This is a genomic window from Pseudodesulfovibrio sp. JC047 (assembly GCF_010468615.1).
In the GTDB taxonomy this organism is placed as follows: domain Bacteria; phylum Desulfobacterota; class Desulfovibrionia; order Desulfovibrionales; family Desulfovibrionaceae; genus Pseudodesulfovibrio.
Genome location: NZ_WUEH01000031.1, coordinates 1 through 21,045 on the forward strand (window position 1 = coordinate 1; position 21,045 = coordinate 21,045).

Here is a 21,045-nt window from a genome sequence, read left to right on the forward strand (position 1 = left end):
GACGTGACCCCTTTGTTTTTGAAACACTCTTTCAAAATATGAAACAGGAAAGGCGAGGGAATTATCTCACAGATCGCCGCGAATTTTCGCGCGCGGCTTTACTTTCCCCCAGCCGCCGGAGGCATTCCCTCCCCCCCTCACACTCACACACATATCAAAAAAAGACGGCCTGAGGGAACAGGCCGTCTTGGTGGTATAGAGAGAGTGTGGAACTTATTTGAAAGAACGGGCGAACAATTCTTCGAGGGCTTTCTTGCCGTTGGGTTCAAGAAAACGGGTACCGGTGCCGGTGAAATGATTGTCGGTGATGACAGGAGCTTTCACTTCAATCCATTCACCCTTTTCCCATTTGAACCAGGCGTTCTTGATCTGACCGAACACGAATAATTCCTTGTTGCAGATCTTGGCGAATTCAGCACCCCAACCAGTACCGCCCTTGACGGTGCCGTCATCCTGAATAGTACCGACAACAAAAATCTGATGACTGGACTCGACTTGATGCATGATGGTTTGCAAAACCTTGCGCATCTTCTCGGCATTGGTGAACTTGCGATTGAGCAACTTGGCAACGTAGGTCAGACTGACATCTTTTTGCGTCAATTCTTCGTCCGTCAAAACACGCACACCACGAGTCCGTTCGATCTTGTGGCCTTCGAACGTATAGTTGACCTCCGCCAAACCATAATACTCGGCCAATTTGCCGAATTGATTCTCTGCGCCCTGTGCGCCGCCGCTAAAAAGCGTGAAATTCTGATTGGGCATGATATCTCCTTAAAGTATTAGATACGAAATTGAGGTCCCCACAGAGGGCCGATTCAGCCGTAGTATGCACGGGCCAGCCGTGTGAAGCAATGGCATGTGCACCAATTCCCCATGAAAATCCACCAAATTTCATAAAATTTCAACCCTCCATATCCTCTTTTCCCCAAAACTCCGAAACTTTCACCCCGCCCACTCATTGACAGACACAATTTTCACCCCTATTTTATAGACTAAAGCAAAAAATTACTATTATCAAAAACGGAGATACATCAGATGACCATACATAAAGCCACAGTGCTCGGATTGGGAGCAATGCTTCTTGTGGCCGGGCTTGCGTCTATCGTGTTCACTGCTCCGGGAGAAAAAACCATGACCGACATACACAACGCTGAGAAAGCCACCTTTGCCAGTGGATGCTTCTGGTGTACCGAATCCGATCTCGAAAAGATTCCCGGCGTGCTCAAAGTGGTCTCCGGCTATGCTGGGGGCACGGAAGAAAACCCCACCTATGAACAGGTTTCAAGCGGTCAAACCGGCCATCGAGAGGCGGTTCAGGTCTTTTTTGATCCCCAGAAAATAACCTATCGAACACTCGTCGATCACTATTGGAAATACTTTGACCCCACAGATGACGGCGGATCGTTTGGTGATCGAGGATTCCATTACACGTCAGCCATTTTCACCCATTCCGAAGCGCAACGAGAAGTGGCCGAAGCCTCGAAAACGGCCCTCGACGTATCAGGACGCCTTGACGGGCCGATCGTCACCCCGATTCTGCCCTTCACGACCTTCTATACTGCCGAGGAATATCACCAGAACTACGCCCGGACCTGTCCGTTAAAATACAAGACCTACCGAAAATTCTCTGGCCGGGACAAATATGTCGAAAAGACCTGGGGCGATGAGGCCACAGTCTCGACCACAGGAGCAACACCACAGCCGTGCCCTCTGCCCGGTTCATTCACGGCACCAACAGACGGCGCACTCAAGGACACATTGACGCCGCTCCAGTACAACGTCACGCAAAAAAACGGCACGGAACGGCCATTTGACAATGAATTCTGGGATAACAAACGGGACGGAATTTACGTGGATGTGGTGTCTGGCGAGCCATTGTTCTCATCCAGGGACAAATTCGATTCCGGCACTGGCTGGCCAAGCTTTACACGCCCCATCAAAAAGGAACGGGTTGTCGAAAAACAGGATTCCACGCTGGGCATGGTACGGACAGAAGTTCGGAGTGCCACCGGTGATTCACACCTCGGCCATCTTTTCGAAGACGGTCCTCTGCCCACCGGACAGCGATATTGCATCAATTCGGCATCACTCCGATTCATTGCCAAAGAAGATCTTGCGGATGAAGGCTATGAGGAATTCATGCACTTATTTGATGAGAGTTAAGGGATAGGGCGGCGATTCTGTCCGCCACAGGGGAGCTTTCGTTGAGGGGAAGCTCCCCTTTTTTTTGGACGAAAGAGGGTCGAGAAAATACGAATGCAACCAAACACGGCATCATCTCAAACAAAAGTCCCGTCACTCCTCAGTGACGGAACTTTTCATTTCCAATCGAAATTTTCTGCTGCGTTATACCTTGAAAACTCTAGGGACTCCGGCAGTGTCTTCGACCCTGAAGCCAGCCTGTTCAATGGCGTCCCGCAGGGCATCAGATTGCACGAAATCCTTGGCCTCCCGAGCCTTTTGACGATCCGCAACCATGCCTTGAACCTCGTTGGGGAGGTCACTCAGGGGAACCGGCATTTGAGCCGGATCAAGGATACCGAGAATACCATCAATATTCAAAAGTTCATCGAGGCAGGCCGAGGCTGCGGCTCCCGTCAATGCGTTGTCGGAAGTCCAGCCGTTGATTTTCTTGATGAACTTGAACAATGCGGGCCAAAAATGATGCAATTTGAGGCCATCATCCATGGCGGTTTTGAAACCAGCCTTTAGATCAAAAACAGCCTGTTCCACATCACGAGAAATCGAATCGCCTCCACCGTCACGAGCAAGAGTCAGAACAGCCGCGCCCTCCTGGACCTTGCGCCAATTACGCGCCCACATGGACAAGTTTTCATCCGAGGCACACAGGGTTTTGCGATTCGCCACAGACAGTAGCCAGCATCGGGCAGCACGATAACCACCGACTTTTTCCGCCACGGTCTCAAGAGTCACCCCATCGCTGTCCGACGACTGTTGACAGACCATCCACGCTTGCAATTCCCGACCAGCCGTGGACCAAATGGCACGCAGATTTTCCAGATGCGGGAAACGGTGTTTTTCCGACCCGATCATGACATCAATGCGAGGCAGCACGTCAATGGCCGTGGCCGCGTGTTGCAAGAACCAACTCGGGCGGACGTTGCCCCACTGGGTTTCCACCACTTCACCCCGTTTCAGATCGAGCAACGTGGCCCGTTTCAACAAGGTAAAATCAAGTGGATTGTCCTTGACGTAGGAATTCAGATCAACCGTATGCCCACCGGACACCTTGTTCATGTCCACATCCGCTATTTCGCCATATCGCTTGTCACGAAACACGTCGAAATACACACTTCTGAGCTTCTCATAGGCCAATCCCTTGCCGAGCAATTTACGGCACAAGGACAGGGAAGTGTCATTACTCCCGGACGACAAGGGGAAACTGATGGATTCGCTCAAGCCCATGTCACGGGCACGATCAAGCACCGTGACCAATCGATCAGCGGCCAGAACCTCACGACTTTTTTTCGTCTCACGGGCAGCGGCCAACGTTCGATCATCCATGTCCGTGACACCAGCAGCGGCATTCACGGACACGCCGGATCGCGACATGTGTCGAATGAGCACATCAAGCAGTGAGAGTCTACGCCACGAATCAATGGAATCCGGGTCATCAAGGCTCGGTCCCATGGTATACATGCCAAGACCATTCGACCCGTTGAGCATTTTATCCGAGCCGGACGCCATGTCATACACGGTCACCCCGCTCCCGGACTGTTGTCGGTACAGCGGTGTTGAAAGATATCGTTCGCCGGAATCCGGAAAAATCGCAACAACAGTACCTGACTCGATCCGCTCAGCCAATTGCACGGCCCCAGCCAATGCCGCACCGGAACTCATTCCCGCAAAGATTCCCTCTTCCCGGGCCAGCTTGCGGCAATAGTCGAATGCCACGTCGTCTTCCACATGCAGAATTTCATCCAGGCTCTTCTTGTTGTACAAACCGGGAGGATAGGACTCCAGCATATTCTTGAGACCCTGAATCTTGTGACCGGCATACGGTTCCACGGCAGCCACGTGCACATCCCCCATCTCATGCAACCGTTTGGCAATGCCCATGGCGGTGCCGGAGGTCCCAAGACAGATCACGCAATGGGTAACCGCGCCGTCGGTCTGCTCCCAAATTTCCTTGCCGGTCCCGTTATAATGCGCGGCGATACACGCCGGATTGTTGTACTGGTCCATCAGGACATACTTGTCCGACTCTTCCCGCGCATACCGATACGCCTGTTCAATGGCACCATCCGTGGCCAGATGGCCCGGCGTCAATTCAAGCTCGGCACCATACGCGGCCATGATCATCTTGCGCTCTTCGGAAGCGGTTTCCGGCATGAGCAACTTGATACGATACCCCTTGAGCGCAGCGACCATGGCAAGGCCCACGCCGGTATTGCCGGACGTGGCTTCGATAATGGTCTTGTCATGCGTCAATTCGCCGGAATCCTCGGCAGCCTGAATCATGGCTGCGGCCACCCGGTCCTTGACCGAGCCTCCGGGATTCTGACACTCCAATTTCGCCAAAATCCTGACGTTCGGATTAGGATTCAAATGGCGTATCTCAACTAGCGGTGTATTTCCGATCAATGCGAGTAAATGAGTATTCATGGAAGCCCCCTCGTAATTCCTTGGGCTGATTTGGCAATGTTTGTCCGCACGGTAGGGGAAATTCATGTCCAACGCAACTGGCATACAACATGCATTTCACCTTCGGTACCGTCCATTTTTTGAGCATAACGAGGAAAGCATGAGCGCATATCCCTTTTTGAAGGACAACATCGAGTATCTGCAACGCACCGGCAACCCGATTTTTCAATGGCTATCTACCTGCGATTTCCACGAGGAAAAGCTGAAAAACAACCTGTTCATCAATCAACTCGGCCTTCATGACTGGCGCATGGATACCGGCACGGGGCTGTTCGAGTCCCTGCCCCCGGACGGATTGTACGCCAACTGGCTGCACCCGGAAAAAGCGCGGACATCGGCCACATTCGTGGTCGGCTGCAACCTCGGGTATGGCATCAATCATCTGCTCAAGAACACCCCGGATTCTCACAAGATCATGGTGCTCGAACCGCGTGCCGAAATGCTGCTAGCCTGTCTGGGCCAGACGGATTATCGTCCGTTCTTCGAAAACAAGAAACTGCATCTCATGGTCCCGGATGAACGTTTTGTGGCTCAGGTCATCCGCAATCTTGATCTCCAATTCATTTACGGACAGATCCATCTCAAAAGCGATATCCCCAGCCGTCAGCTCGGCCCTGAATACGCCAAATGGTCACGTATCATCAAGAACAGACTGGAAAATTTCTCACTGGAACTCTCCACACTCCGTTTCCGGCAGGATGTCATGGTCGGCAACGAGATCAACAATTTCCAACGCGCCATGCGTGATGGCACACTCAAGTCCATCGAAGGCAAAGGAGCCGGCGTCGGCGCGGTCATCCTCGGAGCCGGGCCAAGTCTTGAAACCATGGCCCCTCGGCTCAAGGAAATGAACAGCCATGTTCTCTACACCTGCGCACTGCAAACCGTCCCGACCCTGCAACGACTCGGTATCAAGCCGCATTTGTGTGCCGCCATTGACTACGACGCCTCCATGCTCAAGATTTTTGAACGGCTGGACCCGGATTTCGTTCAGGACGTGCCACTCATTTATTCCACCAAAATCGACCCCATGGTCCTGAAACGGTATCCCGGACCGACCCTGCCCCTGTGGACTGTCGGAGGGCTGGGAACGTATGTCCTCAAAGACCGCGACATGGTCATGGATGCCGGAGGCAATGTCTCTGTCACCCTGTCCCGATTCCTGCGAATCTGCGGCGTCAATCATCTTTTACTGGCCGGTCAAGATTATGCGTGGCTCAATGGCAAATCCCATTCTGCCGGGCATCACAACGAAACAACGAACATGGCCAAACGGTCGTATCATCAGACGACGCACAACATGGACGGCGACGACATTCTGACCACGGTCCAATACATGACCGCCAAACGGGAATTGGAAGACGACCTGAAGCAGGCGCAATTCCCCATCTACAACCTGTACGGGGGCGGTGTGCCTATCGAAGGGACACAGGTCGTGGATATCGACACCGTCTATTCACGAGGTATTCTGGCCTCTGCGCCGGGCAGTGTCGAAGCCTTCAGGACCGCACTTGAACAATGCAGAAAGGCCGTCCCTCCACTCCGGTTTGAACCTCGCTCTCCCATGTGGACCACGTCGTTACGCAATGCCGAAAAGCATCTGACCAAACTGTTCCGGCACCGTGCCGCCCATCAAGCGGACATCCACGAAGCCCTGACGCGCATCGAACTCTTCATCAAACAGGACCCGCTCTACACCCCGTATCTCTTCAATGAGACATTGGACCTTGCCGGGTTGACCAGAGCCAAAGCAGAACATGGACAAAAGGATCTGCCTGAATTCAAACGGATTGCCAAAAGCATCCTGAAAAAGGTCCGTGAAATGGACCGAAAGGTCTGCGGAGCCGGTGACACGGCCAACCAGTCCGCCGCATAAGCGGTCCTCACTTGATCATAAAATCCCCTGCCACTCAGGGGATTTTTCACATCCGGGACACGGCTTGCGGTTCATGACAAAAAGTGAAATAGTCCCCGCCCATGGACGATAAGAAACCCTACTTCACCGATGACGGGACACTGGTCATTCCTTTTGAGTGTACAGACCATGCCTACAAATACTGGAAACAGGAAGGCAAGGCCATGAAGGACATCCTTACGGAATTGCACGCCAGCCCCGAGGTTTGGGCCAACTACACCCACGAAAAATACCCGGAACCGGACGAATCATAAAGCCGCACTTTTTTGCGCAGCTTGCCCCATTATCCCGGATAGAATAGACTCCCCTATGCGCAACCATTCCCTGACACAGTGGGCGATCTTTTCCGCGCCCCTCCTGATACTCCTCGCCATCGTCTGGTTCGGTTTTCAAACTGAAACCGACGTTGCCGTCTTTTTCGAAGCCCATCGGGCGGCCCACCCCCTGCTGAAGACGATCATGAAGGCCATCACGGACTGGAGCAATCCGGTTTTTTACGGCATCTATGCCATCATGCTCATAACGGCACTCAAGACGCGCAATCGGGAACGACTGCGTTTCATTCTTGTCCTGCTCGTTGTGCAGGGCATTGTAGCGGGACTGTGCGTCCATTTCCTCAAAATGACCATTGGCCGCCCAAGACCGGGGCAAGGGACATGGTTTGAACCGCTGACCACGCACGGCAGTCATCATTCGCTCCCGTCAGGACACACCACGGAAATCACCGGCTGGACACTGCCGCTGGTTCAACGACTCAATCAAAAATGGGTCACGCTCGGGCTCGGCCTGTATCTCGGCATCGTGGGATTCTCCAGAATCTATCTGGGATGGCACCATCCATCCGACGTTTTTTTTGCCTGGCTACTCGGGAGTCTGGGCGGCTTCGCAACCTCTATCATCACCAGTTCAACACTTTTCAGAAAAAAGGCCAGATAAATGAAAGCCACCATCGAGTCCCTTTGGGACAGACTCGCCAAACACCCCTGGTTGACCATGACTGTCGCGGTCTTCGCCCAGACATGGTTCTGCCTCAACAACCGTGCCCTCTGGTTCTCTGACGAGGTTCGATACGCCAACGCCTATCAGAATCTCGTTCAAGGTGGGAAATGGATGGTCCTCTCACTGAACGGTCAACCCTATCCGGACAAACCTCCCATTTATTTCTGGTTTCTCTGGTTGCTGGATACCGTGACCCCCATGGACATGCCCGGCGTCTTTTTCCTCGGCGCGGCCCTGTCCGGCCTTTTTTTTCTGTATGGAGCCTACTTTCTGGCCCGGTCACTCCGCTTTGACCGGTCCATCAGCCTGGCCGCCACCCTGATTCTCCTGACCACGTTCTTTCTGGTGGCCCTGTTCCATTACTCCCGCATGGACCTCATGTTCGCCGCGCTTATCATTGTCAGCCATGCCTGTCTGTTCCGCGCATTCACTGAAAAGTCCCAAGGGAAATGGCCACTCATCGCTTTTGTCGTGGCCGGCATAGCCACCCTCATCAAGGGCCCGCTCGCATTCATCTTCCCGCTGCTGACCGCCGCGCTCTATCTGGCATGGCGGGGCGACATCAAAAAGCTGTTCACCCGCCAAATGGCTCTTGGATTGCTCTCCATGGTCGCCATTCTGCTCGCCTGGGTCGCGGGTGTGATGATCGTCGAAGGCCCGGATTTCCTCATAAACACCGTCTTGGGTAAACACGTCATCCAACGCGCTACGCAGACATTCCACCACCGGGAATCATTCTATTACTACCTGATAGCCTTCCCATTGGCCTGGCTGCCGTGGACACTTTTCCTCCTCGTCGCTCCCTGGAAAAAGGTATTGTCCTTTGCGACATGGAAAAGTGTCTGGATCACACGAAAACACGCCGAACCACAGGCATTTCTCTGGATCATGTTTCTGGCTACGTTCATCTTTCTTTCAAGCCTCAGCGGCAAAGTCCTGATCTACATTCTGCCCATGTTCGCCCCGCTCGCCATCCTCACGGCAAAAGCCATGCTGACGCTGGACGCGGCACGAACCCGGCGGCTCTGGACATGCATCGGTGGACTCTGGCTCGTCTTTGGTGCGGGACTGCTCATTGGTGGCGATCTGCTGCCCTTCCCGGTTCCCATCCGAGGCATGGGCATTGCCGCTCTGCTGCTCGTGGGCGGCGGCGCGGCCATTCTTTTGACTCGACACCACGGCACCAAGGCCGCACTACTCACGACGGTGCTCGCCATGATCGTCTGGTTATACCCGGTCGGCCTCATAGTCGCTCCATCGCTGGACAACGGCATGAGTACCAAACGACAAGCGGAAATCATCAAAAACTATGCGGACGCAGGATACGCTCCATACGCCCTGAAAATCTATTCCGGTATCTTCACCTACTATGCCAGGCACAATTTCAAGGAAACCAACCATCTTCCCGAATTTCTTGAATGGACACAAAACACAGACAAAGTGGTGCTCTCCATCAGGAAACAGCATTGGGAAGACTGGAAAGACCAGCTCTCTGATTTCCAAATTGTCGATCGGCAATCCATTGCCGGAATGACCTACTTCGTTGCGATCAAGGGGTAAGGAGACCGTTTCATCGGATAGAGTTAGACAAAATCTAGACATTCGACTAGTATTCCAAACTTGTCATGACTCGAAACGCACTCCACATACTATTTGCTCTTTTCGTCATTTCCCTCTCGGGATGCGCGGTCTATCCGGCCGTGCAAGTGGCTGGTGGTGCCATGACTGGCTACGACGCCGCTGTTCTGGCTGACGACTACATCCCCCGAGATCACGTCGAGGGCGGAGAACTTCATGTTGTCCAGGACCGGATGCTCCAACGGCGACTGCGTGAACGTTTGCGCCTCAATAGGCTGTACGTCTCAGCCCATGTCATTGATTCAGACGCCTATCTTGTCGGTCAATTGGCAAACCGCTCCCATGCGGACTACATCATCCAAACCGCGTCCACGGTCGAAGGCATCAAGTCCATCACCTGCAAATTCTACCCCCCCACGTCGGCGAAAGAAGCCCGAAACGATCAAAAAATTCAAAAAGAACTGACCGCACAACTGCGCAAAACGCTCCGTTTGCACGGAGCGGACTTGCGGGTTCAAGTGATCCGGTCCCAAGCCATTATCGTGGGAAGAGCGCAAAACTATTCACAAAAAACCGCCGCTGTCGCCATTGCTTCGGAAATTGGCGAAATTTCCCACGTCATTGATTATATCAGCGTGCAGGAACCACCACCTTCCGAAGAGGACGTCTCTCACCAGTAACTGTTTCACCTAAAACCACAGCCTCCCCCTTCGAAAAACACTCTCAAAACACGTCAGGCCACCTTGCCGTGCCGTTTCCCCCCACGCCTTTAAACGTCCCAAAACACGCTCGTCATTGACTCCAGGGCGACTCTTCTTCCGTATTTCATCCGCATGTCCGCAAATAAAAACCGGACAAAAAAAGCGATCTTTTCGCTCCCGTCAACACCATATTTTTAAACGATAAAAAAACCATCGCAACCCCTCGAACTGGGGCCCAAATTCATGAGCATAAATTCACAAAACACATGTTTCATGAAATCGTTCATAACGCCCTATACCATTTTATAAAATCTATTGAATATTTATATTTTGCACTGCAAAAGAGGCTTTCTACAGTCGAATTATTGTAGTATTTTTTATTTTTTTTGTTTTTATCAAATTTACTACAAATCTCTATCTGCACACTATCAGATGCATAAAAGTACTATGCAGCAATACAGTAATGGTACTTTAATGAACAAATTTGACAAATGCTTCTTGTATGATAGCCTAAATCGGATTTTTGGATTCAATTAACCCTCCTTGGTAGTGTATTAAATGAAAAAACTTGTTGTCAGTTGCGTTACAAAGATATTCGGTGCAAATCCGCAGAAAGGAATGAAACTCGTCCGTCAAGGACTCGACAAGGAAACCATCCTTGAAAAGACCGGCCTCGGTGTTGGCGTCAATCAGGCGTCATTCTCTGTCAACGAAGGAGAACTCCTCGTCATCATGGGCCTTTCCGGAAGCGGCAAATCAACGCTCGTCCGGTGCATCAACCGGCTGATTGAGCCGACAGCCGGCAAAGTGTTTGTGGATGGCGTGGATGTCACTTCGCTGAATGCTCCCGAGCTACGGGAGCTCCGTCAAAAAAAACTCGGAATGGTCTTTCAGAATTTCGCCCTGCTTCCCCACAAGACCATCTATGAAAATGTCGAATTCGGCTTAGACCTGATGGGTGAAAACGCCGCAAAAAAACGCAAAATTTCTGAAACCATGTTGGCACAGGTCGGACTCGAAGGATGGGGTGACAGTTACCCATCACAATTGTCCGGCGGTATGCAGCAACGGGTCGGACTGGCCCGCGCCCTGGCTCTGGACCCGGACATTCTGCTCATGGATGAAGCCTTTTCCGCGCTCGACCCACTCATCCGACGCGATATGCAGGATGAACTCATCAAGCTGCAAATGCGGATGCACAAGACCATCATCTTTATCAGTCATGACTTGGATGAAGCCCTGAAGCTCGGAGATCGAATCGTGCTCATGAAGGACGGAGAAATCGTCCAGATCGGCCCTCCCGAGGATATCCTCACCGCACCGGCTAATGACTATGTCCGCCGTTTTGTCGAGGATGTGGACGCGACCAAGGTACTCACGGCAGAAAATGTCATGAAAAAGGCCGAAGCCGTTGCCTATACCTCCACGGATGGACCGCGCGCCGCACTCAGAAAGATGCGGAAAAATGCCATTTCCAGCCTCTTTTTATTGGGAAAAAGCAATCGTCTTCTCGGCATTGTCACCGCGTATGACGCGGCCGAAGCCGTCAAAACTGGCAACAGAAAACTTGAAGAAATCATGAAACCGGCCCGAAGTGTCTCCATTGATACCCCCGCGCTCGAATTGTACCCGATGATGTCAGAAGCCACATGGCCGCTGGCTGTCGTGAAGGAAGACGACGAGTTTCTCGGCGTTGTAGTCAGAGGCAGCCTCGTTGCCGCCATCGCCGAATACGGACCGGCACCGACACTCTAAAGAACCATAAGGAAATTCGTTGTGAAAAAAGTACAATCCACTGCACTCTTTTGGATATTTTGCACCTTTTTAGGATTTTGTCTGACGACTATGCCCGCAAGCACGGCCCGAGCCGACGATGACACCGTGATCTTTGCCGATCTCGGATGGGACAGCATTCAGGTCCACAACCGTATCGCAGGATTCATCATCGAACACGGCTACGGCAAGGACGTTGAATATATTCCCAGTGCAACAGCCATCGGGTTCGAAGCCATCATGCGTGGCGATATGGATATCAATATGGAATCCTGGACCCAAAGTAGTCAGGAACTCTATGACAAAGGTATCAAAAACGGCACCTTAATCGATCTTGGCCCCAACTACTCTGACGGTCGTCAAGGCATCATGGTCCCAACCTACATGATTAAAGGCGACTCCGAACGAGGTATCAAACCGATCACGCCAAATCTCAAATCCGTCAGTGATCTAGCCCAATACGCAAAAGTTTTTGCCGATCCGGAAGATCCATCCATGGGCCGCATTTACACTGGCGTTTCCGGGTGGACCCTGACCGAAAAGACTGAGCAAAAAGTCTTGGGCTATGGTCTGGATGAACAGTACAACATGTTCGCGCCCGGCTCCGATGCCGCACTCGCTGGCTCCATGCTCGCCGCGTACAAACGAGGCAAACCCTGGCTCGGCTACTACTGGGGTCCCACCTGGATTCTTGGTTCGCTGGATATGACCTTTCTCTCGGAATCACCCTATGATGCCGAGATCTGGAAAAAGACAAAAACCTGCGCTTACCCGCCCACAGACGTCAATATTCTTGTCAGCACTGTGCTCCCCCAAAAGGCCCCCGCCGTCGTGGAAATGTTGAAAAAATACACCACGACCATGGATTTGACCAACCAATGTCTAGCCTACATCAAAAAAGAAAAAGCCGACCTGGAAGAAACCGCACAGTGGTTCCTCAAAAATCACGAAGCCGTCTGGACACAATGGGTTCCCACCGACGTTGCGACCAAGGTCAAAGCTGAATTGAAATAGCCCGGCCATACGCACACAAACACAACGGATAATATAATGTATAAATTCCCGAAGGAACTGAACATTCCACTCGGAGACTGGGTGGACACCGCCATGACATGGGTCATGGACAACTGGGGCGACTTTTTCGACGCCCTTGGTGACACCTTATTGCAACTGCTGATTTGGCTCGAAAAGTTCTTCATCATGATCCCATGGCCGGTGACCGTCATCGGCGTGGGGTTACTGGGATGGAGACTTCTCGGGAGCTGGAAGCGCGGTCTGGTCCTCTCGGCCATGCTGATGGTCATCGGCTGTTTCGGCTATTGGAAATTGACCATGATGACGCTGGCCTTAGTCACCGGAGCCGTGGTCATCTCCCTTGCCACTGGTATTCCCATCGGTATCTGGATGGCAAAAAGCGATCGAGCCGAAACCGCGATCAAGCCGATTCTCGACGCCATGCAGACCATGCCAAGTTTCGTCTATCTGATTCCCGTCATGATGCTCTTCGGGCTGGGTAAGGTGCCCGCCATTTTCGCGACCATCATCTACTCCATGCCGCCCATCATTCGACTGACCAACGTCGGTATTCGAGAAGTGCCCAAAGAGGTGGTCGAAGCCGCCCGCGCATTCGGTGCGACGCCCATGCAGACGCTCTTCAAAGTGCAACTGCCGCTGGCCTGCCCCACCATCGTCGTCGGTGTCAACCAGACAACCATGATGGCCCTCGCCATGGTCGTGGTCGCCTCCATGATCGGTGCCAAAGGACTCGGTATGGAAGTCCTTATCGCCATCAACCGTATCGACATCGGCAAAGGCTTCGAAGCCGGACTCTCGATCGTGTTCCTCGCTATTATCATCGATCGCCTTACCCACGCTGTTGCCGTGCGGAATACTAAAAGATAACAAGAAATGCCTCCGGCGGCTGGGGGAAAGGGGGAGAAAAAGCCCTTTTCAAAGGGTTTTTCTCCCCCTTTCCCCCAGACCCCCAATCCCCTTCTTTTCCTAAACTTTTTATGTGCGCTTCGCGCAAGTAACAAATTAAAAAATTCGTACAAGCGACACACAACCAGCACGCCGTCATCATGCCTTTTTGTTGCGGACAGACTAAACCTTACCCTTAGCATTTGCGAGGCCCTCGCCGATAGGCGACATGGGATTCCAAAGGCCCTCGGCCTTTGGCAGGTCCAGGACAGCGTCCTGGTCTCTCCGAAGGAGACCGCCGGTAGGCTTCTCAAAAAAAAGCCCGTGCCTCATAAAGAGACACGGACTTTAAGTATCAGATCAGTCAAACGATCAGGAACAGGCGCAATCAAAGATGCGATCAAAGGTCTTGAGCACTTCGAGTCCGTCTTCGCCGGTGATGGGAACTGATGTTCCATCCCGCAACGCGGTCAGAAATTGGGTCAATTCCTCTTTGACAGGCTCACGGAACATGAGCGGCCATTCCCGCACGGAATAGGATTTGTCGTAGGTTGAAAATGCCGAATATTCTTTGACTTCCTGCGTAATCAGGTTGGCCTGAATATATTTGGATTCACAGGCGACACTGATTTTACGCCCTTTATAGGGGGTCACCCAGTTCGTGGAAATATTGGCGAGAACACCGTTTTCCATCTCAGCGGTAATCAACGCGGAGTCTTCATGCTTGCCAAGCGAAGTGGAAGAGACGGCATACACGGACTTGAATTCTGAACCAGTGAGAAAACGAATGAGATCAATATCATGAGAACCGAGATCCTTGATAACACCCACGTCCTGAATTCTCGGCGGGTAGGGACCGACGCGTTCGATCTGAATGGAAATGACATCGTCACCGATCAATTCCTTGACGCGCTGGACAGCCGGGTTGAACCGCTCGACATGGCCGACCATGAGAGCAACTCCCTTTTCCTTGGCCTTGGCGACCAAATCGTGTCCCTCGGTAGCGGAAACAGCCAGGGGTTTTTCGATAATCACGTTGATATTCTTGTCCATGATCTTCATACCAACCTCATGATGCAGACTGGTTGGGACACAGACGGACATGGCATCCAGATCGTTTTCGAGCAATTCGTCGAGACTGGCAAAGGTCTTCACGCCAAACTGAGCGGCGACCTCTTCACGAGCCTTTGCATCGATATCGACCACGCCGACAACTTCAACATCAGCCATTTCGGTGTAGTTGCGCAGATGAACACGGCCCATCCAACCCAACCCGACAACGCCTACTTTCAGCATATATACATCCTCGGTCAAAGTTTCCTGTTTGCGAAAGCTTTCTACAGGGCAAACCCGTCCATTGCAACCCTGACGGACCGATTATACACGCTTCACTTGCCCAGAATACACGCATACGATAGGAAACAATGATGCATACAGAAAATTCAACCGGCCCCATTTGGATTAATGTCGGCGAAGCGTCAGGGGATCTCCATGGCGCGGAACTCATCAAACGCTTTCAGGAAATAGCTCCAGAGACCTCCTTTATCGGCATGGGTGGGCCAGCCATGGAAGCCGCCGGGCTGGACGTTCATTTCTCGATGAAACTCATTTCTCTTGTCGGCATCACGGAAATTTTCGGGGGCCTGCCCCGCATTCTCAAACTCCTTGGCCAGATCAAACGCGAACTGACGTCGATCCGGCCACGCGCCATTATCCTGGTGGACTGCCCGGAATTCAATTTCCGCATTGCCAAAATAGCCAAGAAACTCAATATCCCGGTCTATTACTATATCAGTCCACAAATCTGGGCATGGCGATCAGGAAGGGCCAACTTTTTGCGAGACCATGTCCGCAAAGTCATTTGCATTTTGCCGTTTGAGAAACAATTTTATCAAAAATACGGCATGGATGTGGACTACGTGGGCCACCCACTCATGGATGTACTCCCTTTGGAACAACTTGATGCCCTTCCTGTCGATACACACAAGATCGGACTGCTTCCCGGTTCTCGAAACAAGGAGGTAAGCACCCTCCTTCCTGAATTTGCCGGTGCGGCACAGCTGCTGCATACGGCACACCCACACCTCCATTATGTCATGGTTCAAGCACCAGGCATGGACAAAAAACGGCTGCTTTCGGACTGGCCAAAAGACATTCCAGTGGAAATAATTGGACCTGAAACACGGTACGAGACATTCCGCTCATGTCAGTGTATCATAGCCGCATCCGGTACTGTGACGCTGGAAACAGCTCTCATCGGCACGCCGGTCCAGGTCGCGTACAAAGTGTCCTTGCTGTCTGAATTTATTGGCAGACTCTTGGTGAATGTGGACTTCATTTCATTACCCAACCTGATAGCAGGGCATGAAATTTATCCTGAACACATTCAAAAGGACGCATGTGCAGAGACACTCGCCAAGTCTGTCAGTCGTTGGCTGGACGACCAGACGGAATATGATCGTGTCAAAAAAGAATTGACCGCGCTCCGCACCATGGTCGGCACACCCGGCGCGCCCTTGCGGGCAGCCCGAATCATTGAACACGACCTGACAGAACTTGGCCGATAGACCCAATTACTTCAATATTTCTACGCATTGGCAGGCATCATGAATCATTTCGAATTTCCAAAAATACTCCCACCGTGTAAACCCTTTTCTTCTGAATTGTCAGAACATTTTCCAGGGTGGGCACTGGGTATGGCCCTTCCGGACACGCTTCTCGACATAATGGCGGAACTCTTTCAACTGGCGAGACGTGATCCAGAGAGCAAAGCCATGAACATGGGCATGGCTCTCTGGGGTGTTCAAGCGCATCCTCTTGCACCCGGCATGGGCACCTGGGGTATCAAAAGCCTGAACATGGGACTGAAACTCGGCCCGATTTTCACCCGCATTCTTCTCACCATGTCCAAACTCCCAAAACTCGGAGAAGCCAAGGACACTGACAGCGAAGCCGCCCAAGAGACCGCTCTGGTTGAAAAAGAGGCCATGCAAACATGGCATACTCTGGCTCGACAGGATGACAAAAAACTCATCCTGCGCTTTCTCAGCACTGTTCTGAAAGACCCGAAAAAAGGACTGTCCTGGCTCCAACACGTTTGGCAGGACCTCATTCTTCTGGGCAGACCGGATATTCCAAAAGCCGCGCTGGACATGGTGGACTGGGCCGACGCGACACGCCCTCTCAAGGAACGTATGGAAGCGGAATGGGCAGTCTATTGTCTCCCGCCGGAAAAAGCACTGCCTGTTGTCGAAAAACTCGACCCATCACTCTGGGGACTCTGGCGAGCCTACATCGGAGGCGAACTGCTCATACGCATGGGAGAAACAGAGGCGGGGCAAAACGTTCTGGCCGGACTGTGGAAGGCAATTCCATGGCATGTCAATCTGACACTCAAGCTCTATGATCTTTTCAAGGCACCAGCCATCGCGTCTCCAGAAGAAACGCATGACGTCACGATCCTCGTCTATTCCTGGAACAAGGCAGACCTGCTGGCCGACACCCTGCAAAGCCTGTTGGACAGCGAGATCGGTCACGCCAAAATCATCGCTCTGAACAATGGCTCCAATGACGAGACGGAAGCCGTACTTCGCAAGGCACAGGACGATTTTGGCGCAGACCGATTCAGTGTGGAAACCCTGCCTGTCAACATAGGCGCACCTGCCGCACGAAACTGGTTACTCGCCCGACCTGAAGTCAAGGCCTCAAAATGGGTGGCCTTTCTGGATGACGATGTCATTCTGCCCCCGGACTGGTTGTTGCGACTTCTCGGCCCGGTCCGCAACCGCGACGACATCGGTGTTGTCGGTTGCCGCATCACCGCAGCGACACCGCCTTATAGCTTGCAATCCGCAGACTATAACCTTTTCTCTGAACAAACGCCGAACACAAAAGAGCTTTCCGATCAAGTGCGGGTCTTTGAAAACTGCGCCGGAGGCCTCGATTCCGGGTTGTTTACCTACACTCGTCCCTGCCTGTCCGTGTCCGGCTGTTGCCATCTGCTCAACATCCGTTCCGTGGAACAAACCGACGGTTTTGACCTGCGGTACACGCCATCACAATTTGACGACCTTGATCGCGACATTCGTTCAAACCAGATCGGTATGCCCGCCTTGTTCGTGGGAGGACTGGCCGTCCGACACATCCAACATTCCAGCCTGGCGCAATCAAAGGATACCAAACAGATGGGCCAGATTCTTGGCAACAAGTTGAAGCTCGACACCAAGTACACGAACAAGAAACTGATCCCCCTGAGAGAAGAAACCCAACAACGGTCAGACCGTGATCTCGAAGGGAAAAGCATTTTCCTTGTTGACCAGCTGGGAATGAATACCTAGTTCTTTCGCAGCACCATTGCGGGAGGATACTGATGGACGATGTACGGATATATGGCGATTTTCACCGAATTTCGCCTGAAATATATGAACAACTCAAGGCCGTAAATCCCTTTGAACAGGTCGAATATGACGGGGATGTCCTGCGTGTTGACCATGAAGGACATTACCTCATGATCGACGACTTCATTGAAGCCGTCCGAGATCTGTTGCCGGACAACGGATACGGGCATGTGGAATTTATCGATCAATTGGAATGGACAGTCACCCGATACACGATCAAACCTGGGCGCATCGACGAAAAACTCGTCAGGGTAGACAACGTTGTGGACGCCCATCAACACAATTTCGGATTATAAAAAAAAAGGCTGATTCTCACGGAATCAGCCCTTTTATTTCAAAAGATTGACGGCTTAAAAGAAAGCCCCCCACAACATCTTGGTTCCCACGATCAGAAGCAGAATGGCAAAAATGCGTTTCAGCTTGTCCACGGGCAGGCTGTGGGCGAGCTTTGCGCCAAGCGGTGCGGTCAGGACACTCATGGAAATGATGCCCAAAAAGGCCGGGATATAAATATACCCGAAATGCGGTCCTGGAATGCCTTCAACACCCCATCCATGGACAATATACCCGGTGGTCCCGGCCAATGCGATGGGCAATCCCACCGCCGCAGCCGTGGCAATGGCCGTATGCATCGTCTGATTGCACCAGGACAGGAACGGGACAGTCAGCGTTCCGCCACCAATACCGACCAATGCGGAAAAAATACCGATACCATTGCCCACAGCAAACATTCCGGTCTGCCGGGGCAGTTCCCGCGCACTTTTCGGTTTGATACCCAACAACATCTGACTGGCGACGTAGTACAGGAAAAGGCCAAAAAAGGCCTTGAGAAATCCGGTCGGAAGCATGGCGGCAATCCAGGCTCCGAGATAGGTCCCGACAAGAATACCGGGAACAAGTCGCCAAAATGCCGTGTAGTTGATGGCTCCCCGTTTGTGATGGGCGCGCATACTGGAAAGAGACGTGAAAATGATGGTTGCCAACGAGGTTCCCAGCGCAATATGTTGGATATGTACCTCGGGGAAATGCTGCATTTCAAAGGCAATATTGAGCATGGGTACAATGACCAGTCCGCCACCGATACCCAACAGTCCCGCCAAGACCCCGGCGAATGCGCCGAGAACGATATACAGTAAATAGGTTGTAATCATGCTGTCCTTCTACCATGTTCACGCATGTTTCTTTCACGAAATACACGCCACACTCGGTTTGCTGTTCACACCAATGGCCAGAGGACGCACCGCCGCGCGTCCCCCGGCTCTCCTCGACATTTAGAAAAGCACTTTCAAATCAATGGATTGAATGTCCTGAATCCCCGTTAAAATCATTGCACCGGACAACTGCGCACGCAACGTCTCGAAATACGTGGCAACGCCGGTTTCCAATCCGCCCATGGCTGCCACAGCGACCGGCCGACCGATCATGACCGCATCAGCACCCAGAGCGAGCATCTTGAGAATATCCACACCGGTTCGGACACCACCATCCACGAGAACCGTGAGTTTGCCTTTCACCGCTTCGGACACTTCATGAATGACCTCGGCCGTTCCCGGCGCATGATCCAGCACACGGCCACCATGGTTGGACACCACAATGGCATCGACTCCCACTTCGGCAGCCAACTCGGCTTCATCGGGTGTCATGACGCCCTTGAGAATGAATTTGGCATCCCAGCTGTGAACGGTATCCACGACCTTCTTTAATTCCGAAGCAGGTTTTGGCGAGACTGGCCGCCCCATCTGCCGCAGGGTAATCAAACCAGCGGCATCCACGTCCATACCAAAAGTGGTACATCCGGTAGCCCGGGCCAATTCGAGCTTCTCACCCAACTCTTTCCCTTCCCATGGTTTAATGAAAGGAATACCGAAACCGTCGTTCTTGACGATGGCGGCAAACCCGGCCTCATGGACATAGGTAGGCACGCCGTCTCCCGTACAACCGATCACTCCGGCCTGCCTGCTGCCGGTCACGACCGCGTCGGCATACGCGTCTTCACTGATGCCACCGCCCATATTGAACGACACGCCACCAATGGGTGCAGCCATCACCGGCAGGGACAAATCATAACCCAGCACGGACGTGGAAGTGTCCGGCTCGGTCACGTCATGCAACAAACGCATGTTCAGCCGAATCTCGGCCAACGCCTCCACATTGCTCTTGAAAGATGCTCCTGTTCCAAGACCACCCATTCCCGGGACTTCTCCCACACAGGCTCTGCCGTCGCACACCTTGCACACTCGACAGTACCCCTTCATCAGTTCACGCGCCTTATCGTGAAATTCCTTCATTCCTATCTCCTGGATATATTGATTGAAAAAACAAGACTTTCAGTCGAAATGAGATGCTCACGCATGGCCCTTTCAGCCTGCATGGCGTGCCCATTCTTGACCGCTTCGACAATATTTCTGTGCGCTCGGACAGATGCCTGCTGGCGTTCCGGCGATTGCACTTCCTCGGCCCGGCTTCTGGCAAATCCCTCGTGGAGAACGGTCACCATCTCCCTGAGAACAGGGTTGCCCGACGCCTCAGCCAACAATTGATGAAATTTCTGATCGAATCCAACCCCGGATGCGCCTCGACGAACCGCCTGCTCCTGATCGATCAGGGTGGATTCCAAACGATTCAACTCGTCCGGTGATGCATTGATAGCCGCCAGAGCCGCAATCTCCGGTTCCAACATCTTCCGCACTTCAAAAACATCCCGAAGGTCATGCTGCCCGGTAAGTACGGCGTCAAACAACGACCCATCATCGTCCCGATCTTCGCTGACAAACGTTCCTGACCCCTGACGACTTTCCAGAATACCTGATTCCGCCAGAATCTTGATCCCTTCACGCACGGATGTCCGTGAAACACCGAATTCCTCGGCTAATCGACGCTCGGCAGGCAATCGATCACCCGGCTGCAATGCGCCATGGTCGATCATCTCCCTGATCTGCTGAACAATTTCTTCGGATACGGACTTCCGATTCACTGGTTTGAGTTCCATGGATTTCCTCTCATATTGGTTGGACCAATAATCCAATTAGACCACAAAACCCAGGTCGTCAATATTTCTTATGGATTTTCGAAGAACCAAGCGATGCCCGCACCCTCC

The 21,045-nt window shown here is 52.5% G+C and carries 18 protein-coding genes; 12 read left to right on the forward strand and 6 right to left on the reverse strand.

Annotated features, from left to right (window positions below; genetic code table 11):
• Positions 1–213: 213 nt before the first annotated feature.
• The gene (locus GO013_RS15425) at positions 214–762 is read right to left on the reverse strand and encodes a hypothetical protein (RefSeq protein ID WP_163812693.1); all 549 of its coding nucleotides are present in this window, start codon (positions 760–762) and stop codon (positions 214–216) included.
• A 273-nt stretch (positions 763–1,035) separates the two neighbouring features.
• On the opposite strand from GO013_RS15425, the gene msrB reads away from it, so the two are divergent.
• Entirely contained in the window at positions 1,036–2,163 is a 1,128-nt protein-coding gene (gene msrB / locus GO013_RS15430) for a peptide-methionine (R)-S-oxide reductase MsrB (RefSeq protein ID WP_163812695.1), read from the forward strand.
• A gap of 183 nt (positions 2,164–2,346) precedes the next feature.
• Here the strand turns inward: msrB and GO013_RS15435 are convergent, their stop codons facing one another.
• Positions 2,347–4,626 (reverse strand): cysteine synthase, encoded by a 2,280-nt coding sequence (locus GO013_RS15435; RefSeq protein WP_163812697.1) that lies wholly within the window; start codon positions 4,624–4,626, stop codon positions 2,347–2,349.
• Between the two features lie 139 nt (positions 4,627–4,765).
• Between GO013_RS15435 and GO013_RS15440 the strand changes: the two genes are divergently transcribed.
• From GO013_RS15440 to GO013_RS15475, 8 genes are all read left to right on the forward strand, one after another.
• Entirely contained in the window at positions 4,766–6,541 is a 1,776-nt protein-coding gene (locus tag GO013_RS15440) for a 6-hydroxymethylpterin diphosphokinase MptE-like protein (RefSeq protein WP_163812699.1), read from the forward strand.
• Between the two features lie 101 nt (positions 6,542–6,642).
• Positions 6,643–6,834, forward strand: a complete 192-nt coding sequence (locus tag GO013_RS15445; RefSeq protein WP_163812702.1) for a hypothetical protein — start codon at positions 6,643–6,645, stop codon at positions 6,832–6,834.
• A gap of 55 nt (positions 6,835–6,889) precedes the next feature.
• Complete coding sequence (locus GO013_RS15450; RefSeq protein WP_163812704.1) at positions 6,890–7,516, forward strand: phosphatase PAP2 family protein; 627 nt, start codon at positions 6,890–6,892, stop codon at positions 7,514–7,516.
• Positions 7,517–9,139 (forward strand): glycosyltransferase family 39 protein, encoded by a 1,623-nt coding sequence (locus GO013_RS15455; protein WP_163812706.1) that lies wholly within the window; start codon positions 7,517–7,519, stop codon positions 9,137–9,139.
• 65 nt (positions 9,140–9,204) lie between these two features.
• Entirely contained in the window at positions 9,205–9,837 is a 633-nt protein-coding gene (locus GO013_RS15460) for a BON domain-containing protein (RefSeq protein ID WP_163812708.1), read from the forward strand.
• Positions 9,838–10,416: 579 nt separating this feature from the next.
• Complete coding sequence (locus GO013_RS15465; protein WP_163812710.1) at positions 10,417–11,613, forward strand: glycine betaine/L-proline ABC transporter ATP-binding protein; 1,197 nt, start codon at positions 10,417–10,419, stop codon at positions 11,611–11,613.
• A gap of 90 nt (positions 11,614–11,703) precedes the next feature.
• Positions 11,704–12,645 carry an ABC transporter substrate-binding protein gene (locus tag GO013_RS15470; RefSeq protein ID WP_163812712.1) on the forward strand — a complete coding sequence of 314 codons (942 nt, stop codon included), beginning with the start codon at positions 11,704–11,706 and terminating at the stop codon, positions 12,643–12,645.
• A gap of 36 nt (positions 12,646–12,681) precedes the next feature.
• Complete coding sequence (locus GO013_RS15475) at positions 12,682–13,533, forward strand: proline/glycine betaine ABC transporter permease (protein ID WP_163812714.1); 852 nt, start codon at positions 12,682–12,684, stop codon at positions 13,531–13,533.
• Positions 13,534–13,923: 390 nt separating this feature from the next.
• On the opposite strand, the gene GO013_RS15480 is transcribed toward GO013_RS15475, so the two are convergent.
• Positions 13,924–14,847 carry a Gfo/Idh/MocA family oxidoreductase gene (locus GO013_RS15480; RefSeq protein WP_203529665.1) on the reverse strand — a complete coding sequence of 308 codons (924 nt, stop codon included), beginning with the start codon at positions 14,845–14,847 and terminating at the stop codon, positions 13,924–13,926.
• 131 nt (positions 14,848–14,978) lie between these two features.
• On the opposite strand from GO013_RS15480, the gene lpxB reads away from it, so the two are divergent.
• The 3 genes from lpxB to GO013_RS15495 all read left to right on the forward strand — a co-directional run bounded on the left by lpxB (position 14,979) and on the right by GO013_RS15495 (position 18,244).
• Positions 14,979–16,118, forward strand: coding sequence for a lipid-A-disaccharide synthase (gene lpxB, locus GO013_RS15485; protein WP_163812715.1), 1,140 nt, complete (start codon positions 14,979–14,981; stop codon positions 16,116–16,118).
• Between the two features lie 159 nt (positions 16,119–16,277).
• Positions 16,278–17,888, forward strand: coding sequence for a glycosyltransferase family A protein (locus GO013_RS15490; RefSeq protein WP_239057913.1), 1,611 nt, complete (start codon positions 16,278–16,280; stop codon positions 17,886–17,888).
• A 32-nt stretch (positions 17,889–17,920) separates the two neighbouring features.
• A complete protein-coding gene (locus GO013_RS15495; protein WP_163812719.1) occupies positions 17,921–18,244 on the forward strand; it encodes a hypothetical protein in 324 nt (107 codons plus the stop codon).
• A 54-nt stretch (positions 18,245–18,298) separates the two neighbouring features.
• Here GO013_RS15495 and GO013_RS15500 read toward each other — a convergent pair whose 3' ends face one another.
• From GO013_RS15500 to GO013_RS15510, 3 genes are all read right to left on the reverse strand, one after another.
• Positions 18,299–19,099, reverse strand: a complete 801-nt coding sequence (locus GO013_RS15500) for a sulfite exporter TauE/SafE family protein (RefSeq protein WP_163812721.1) — start codon at positions 19,097–19,099, stop codon at positions 18,299–18,301.
• Positions 19,100–19,219: 120 nt separating this feature from the next.
• Complete coding sequence (locus tag GO013_RS15505; RefSeq protein ID WP_163812723.1) at positions 19,220–20,236, reverse strand: alpha-hydroxy-acid oxidizing protein; 1,017 nt, start codon at positions 20,234–20,236, stop codon at positions 19,220–19,222.
• A 2-nt stretch (positions 20,237–20,238) separates the two neighbouring features.
• A complete protein-coding gene (locus GO013_RS15510; RefSeq protein WP_163812725.1) occupies positions 20,239–20,937 on the reverse strand; it encodes a FadR/GntR family transcriptional regulator in 699 nt (232 codons plus the stop codon).
• Positions 20,938–21,045 lie beyond the last annotated feature (108 nt).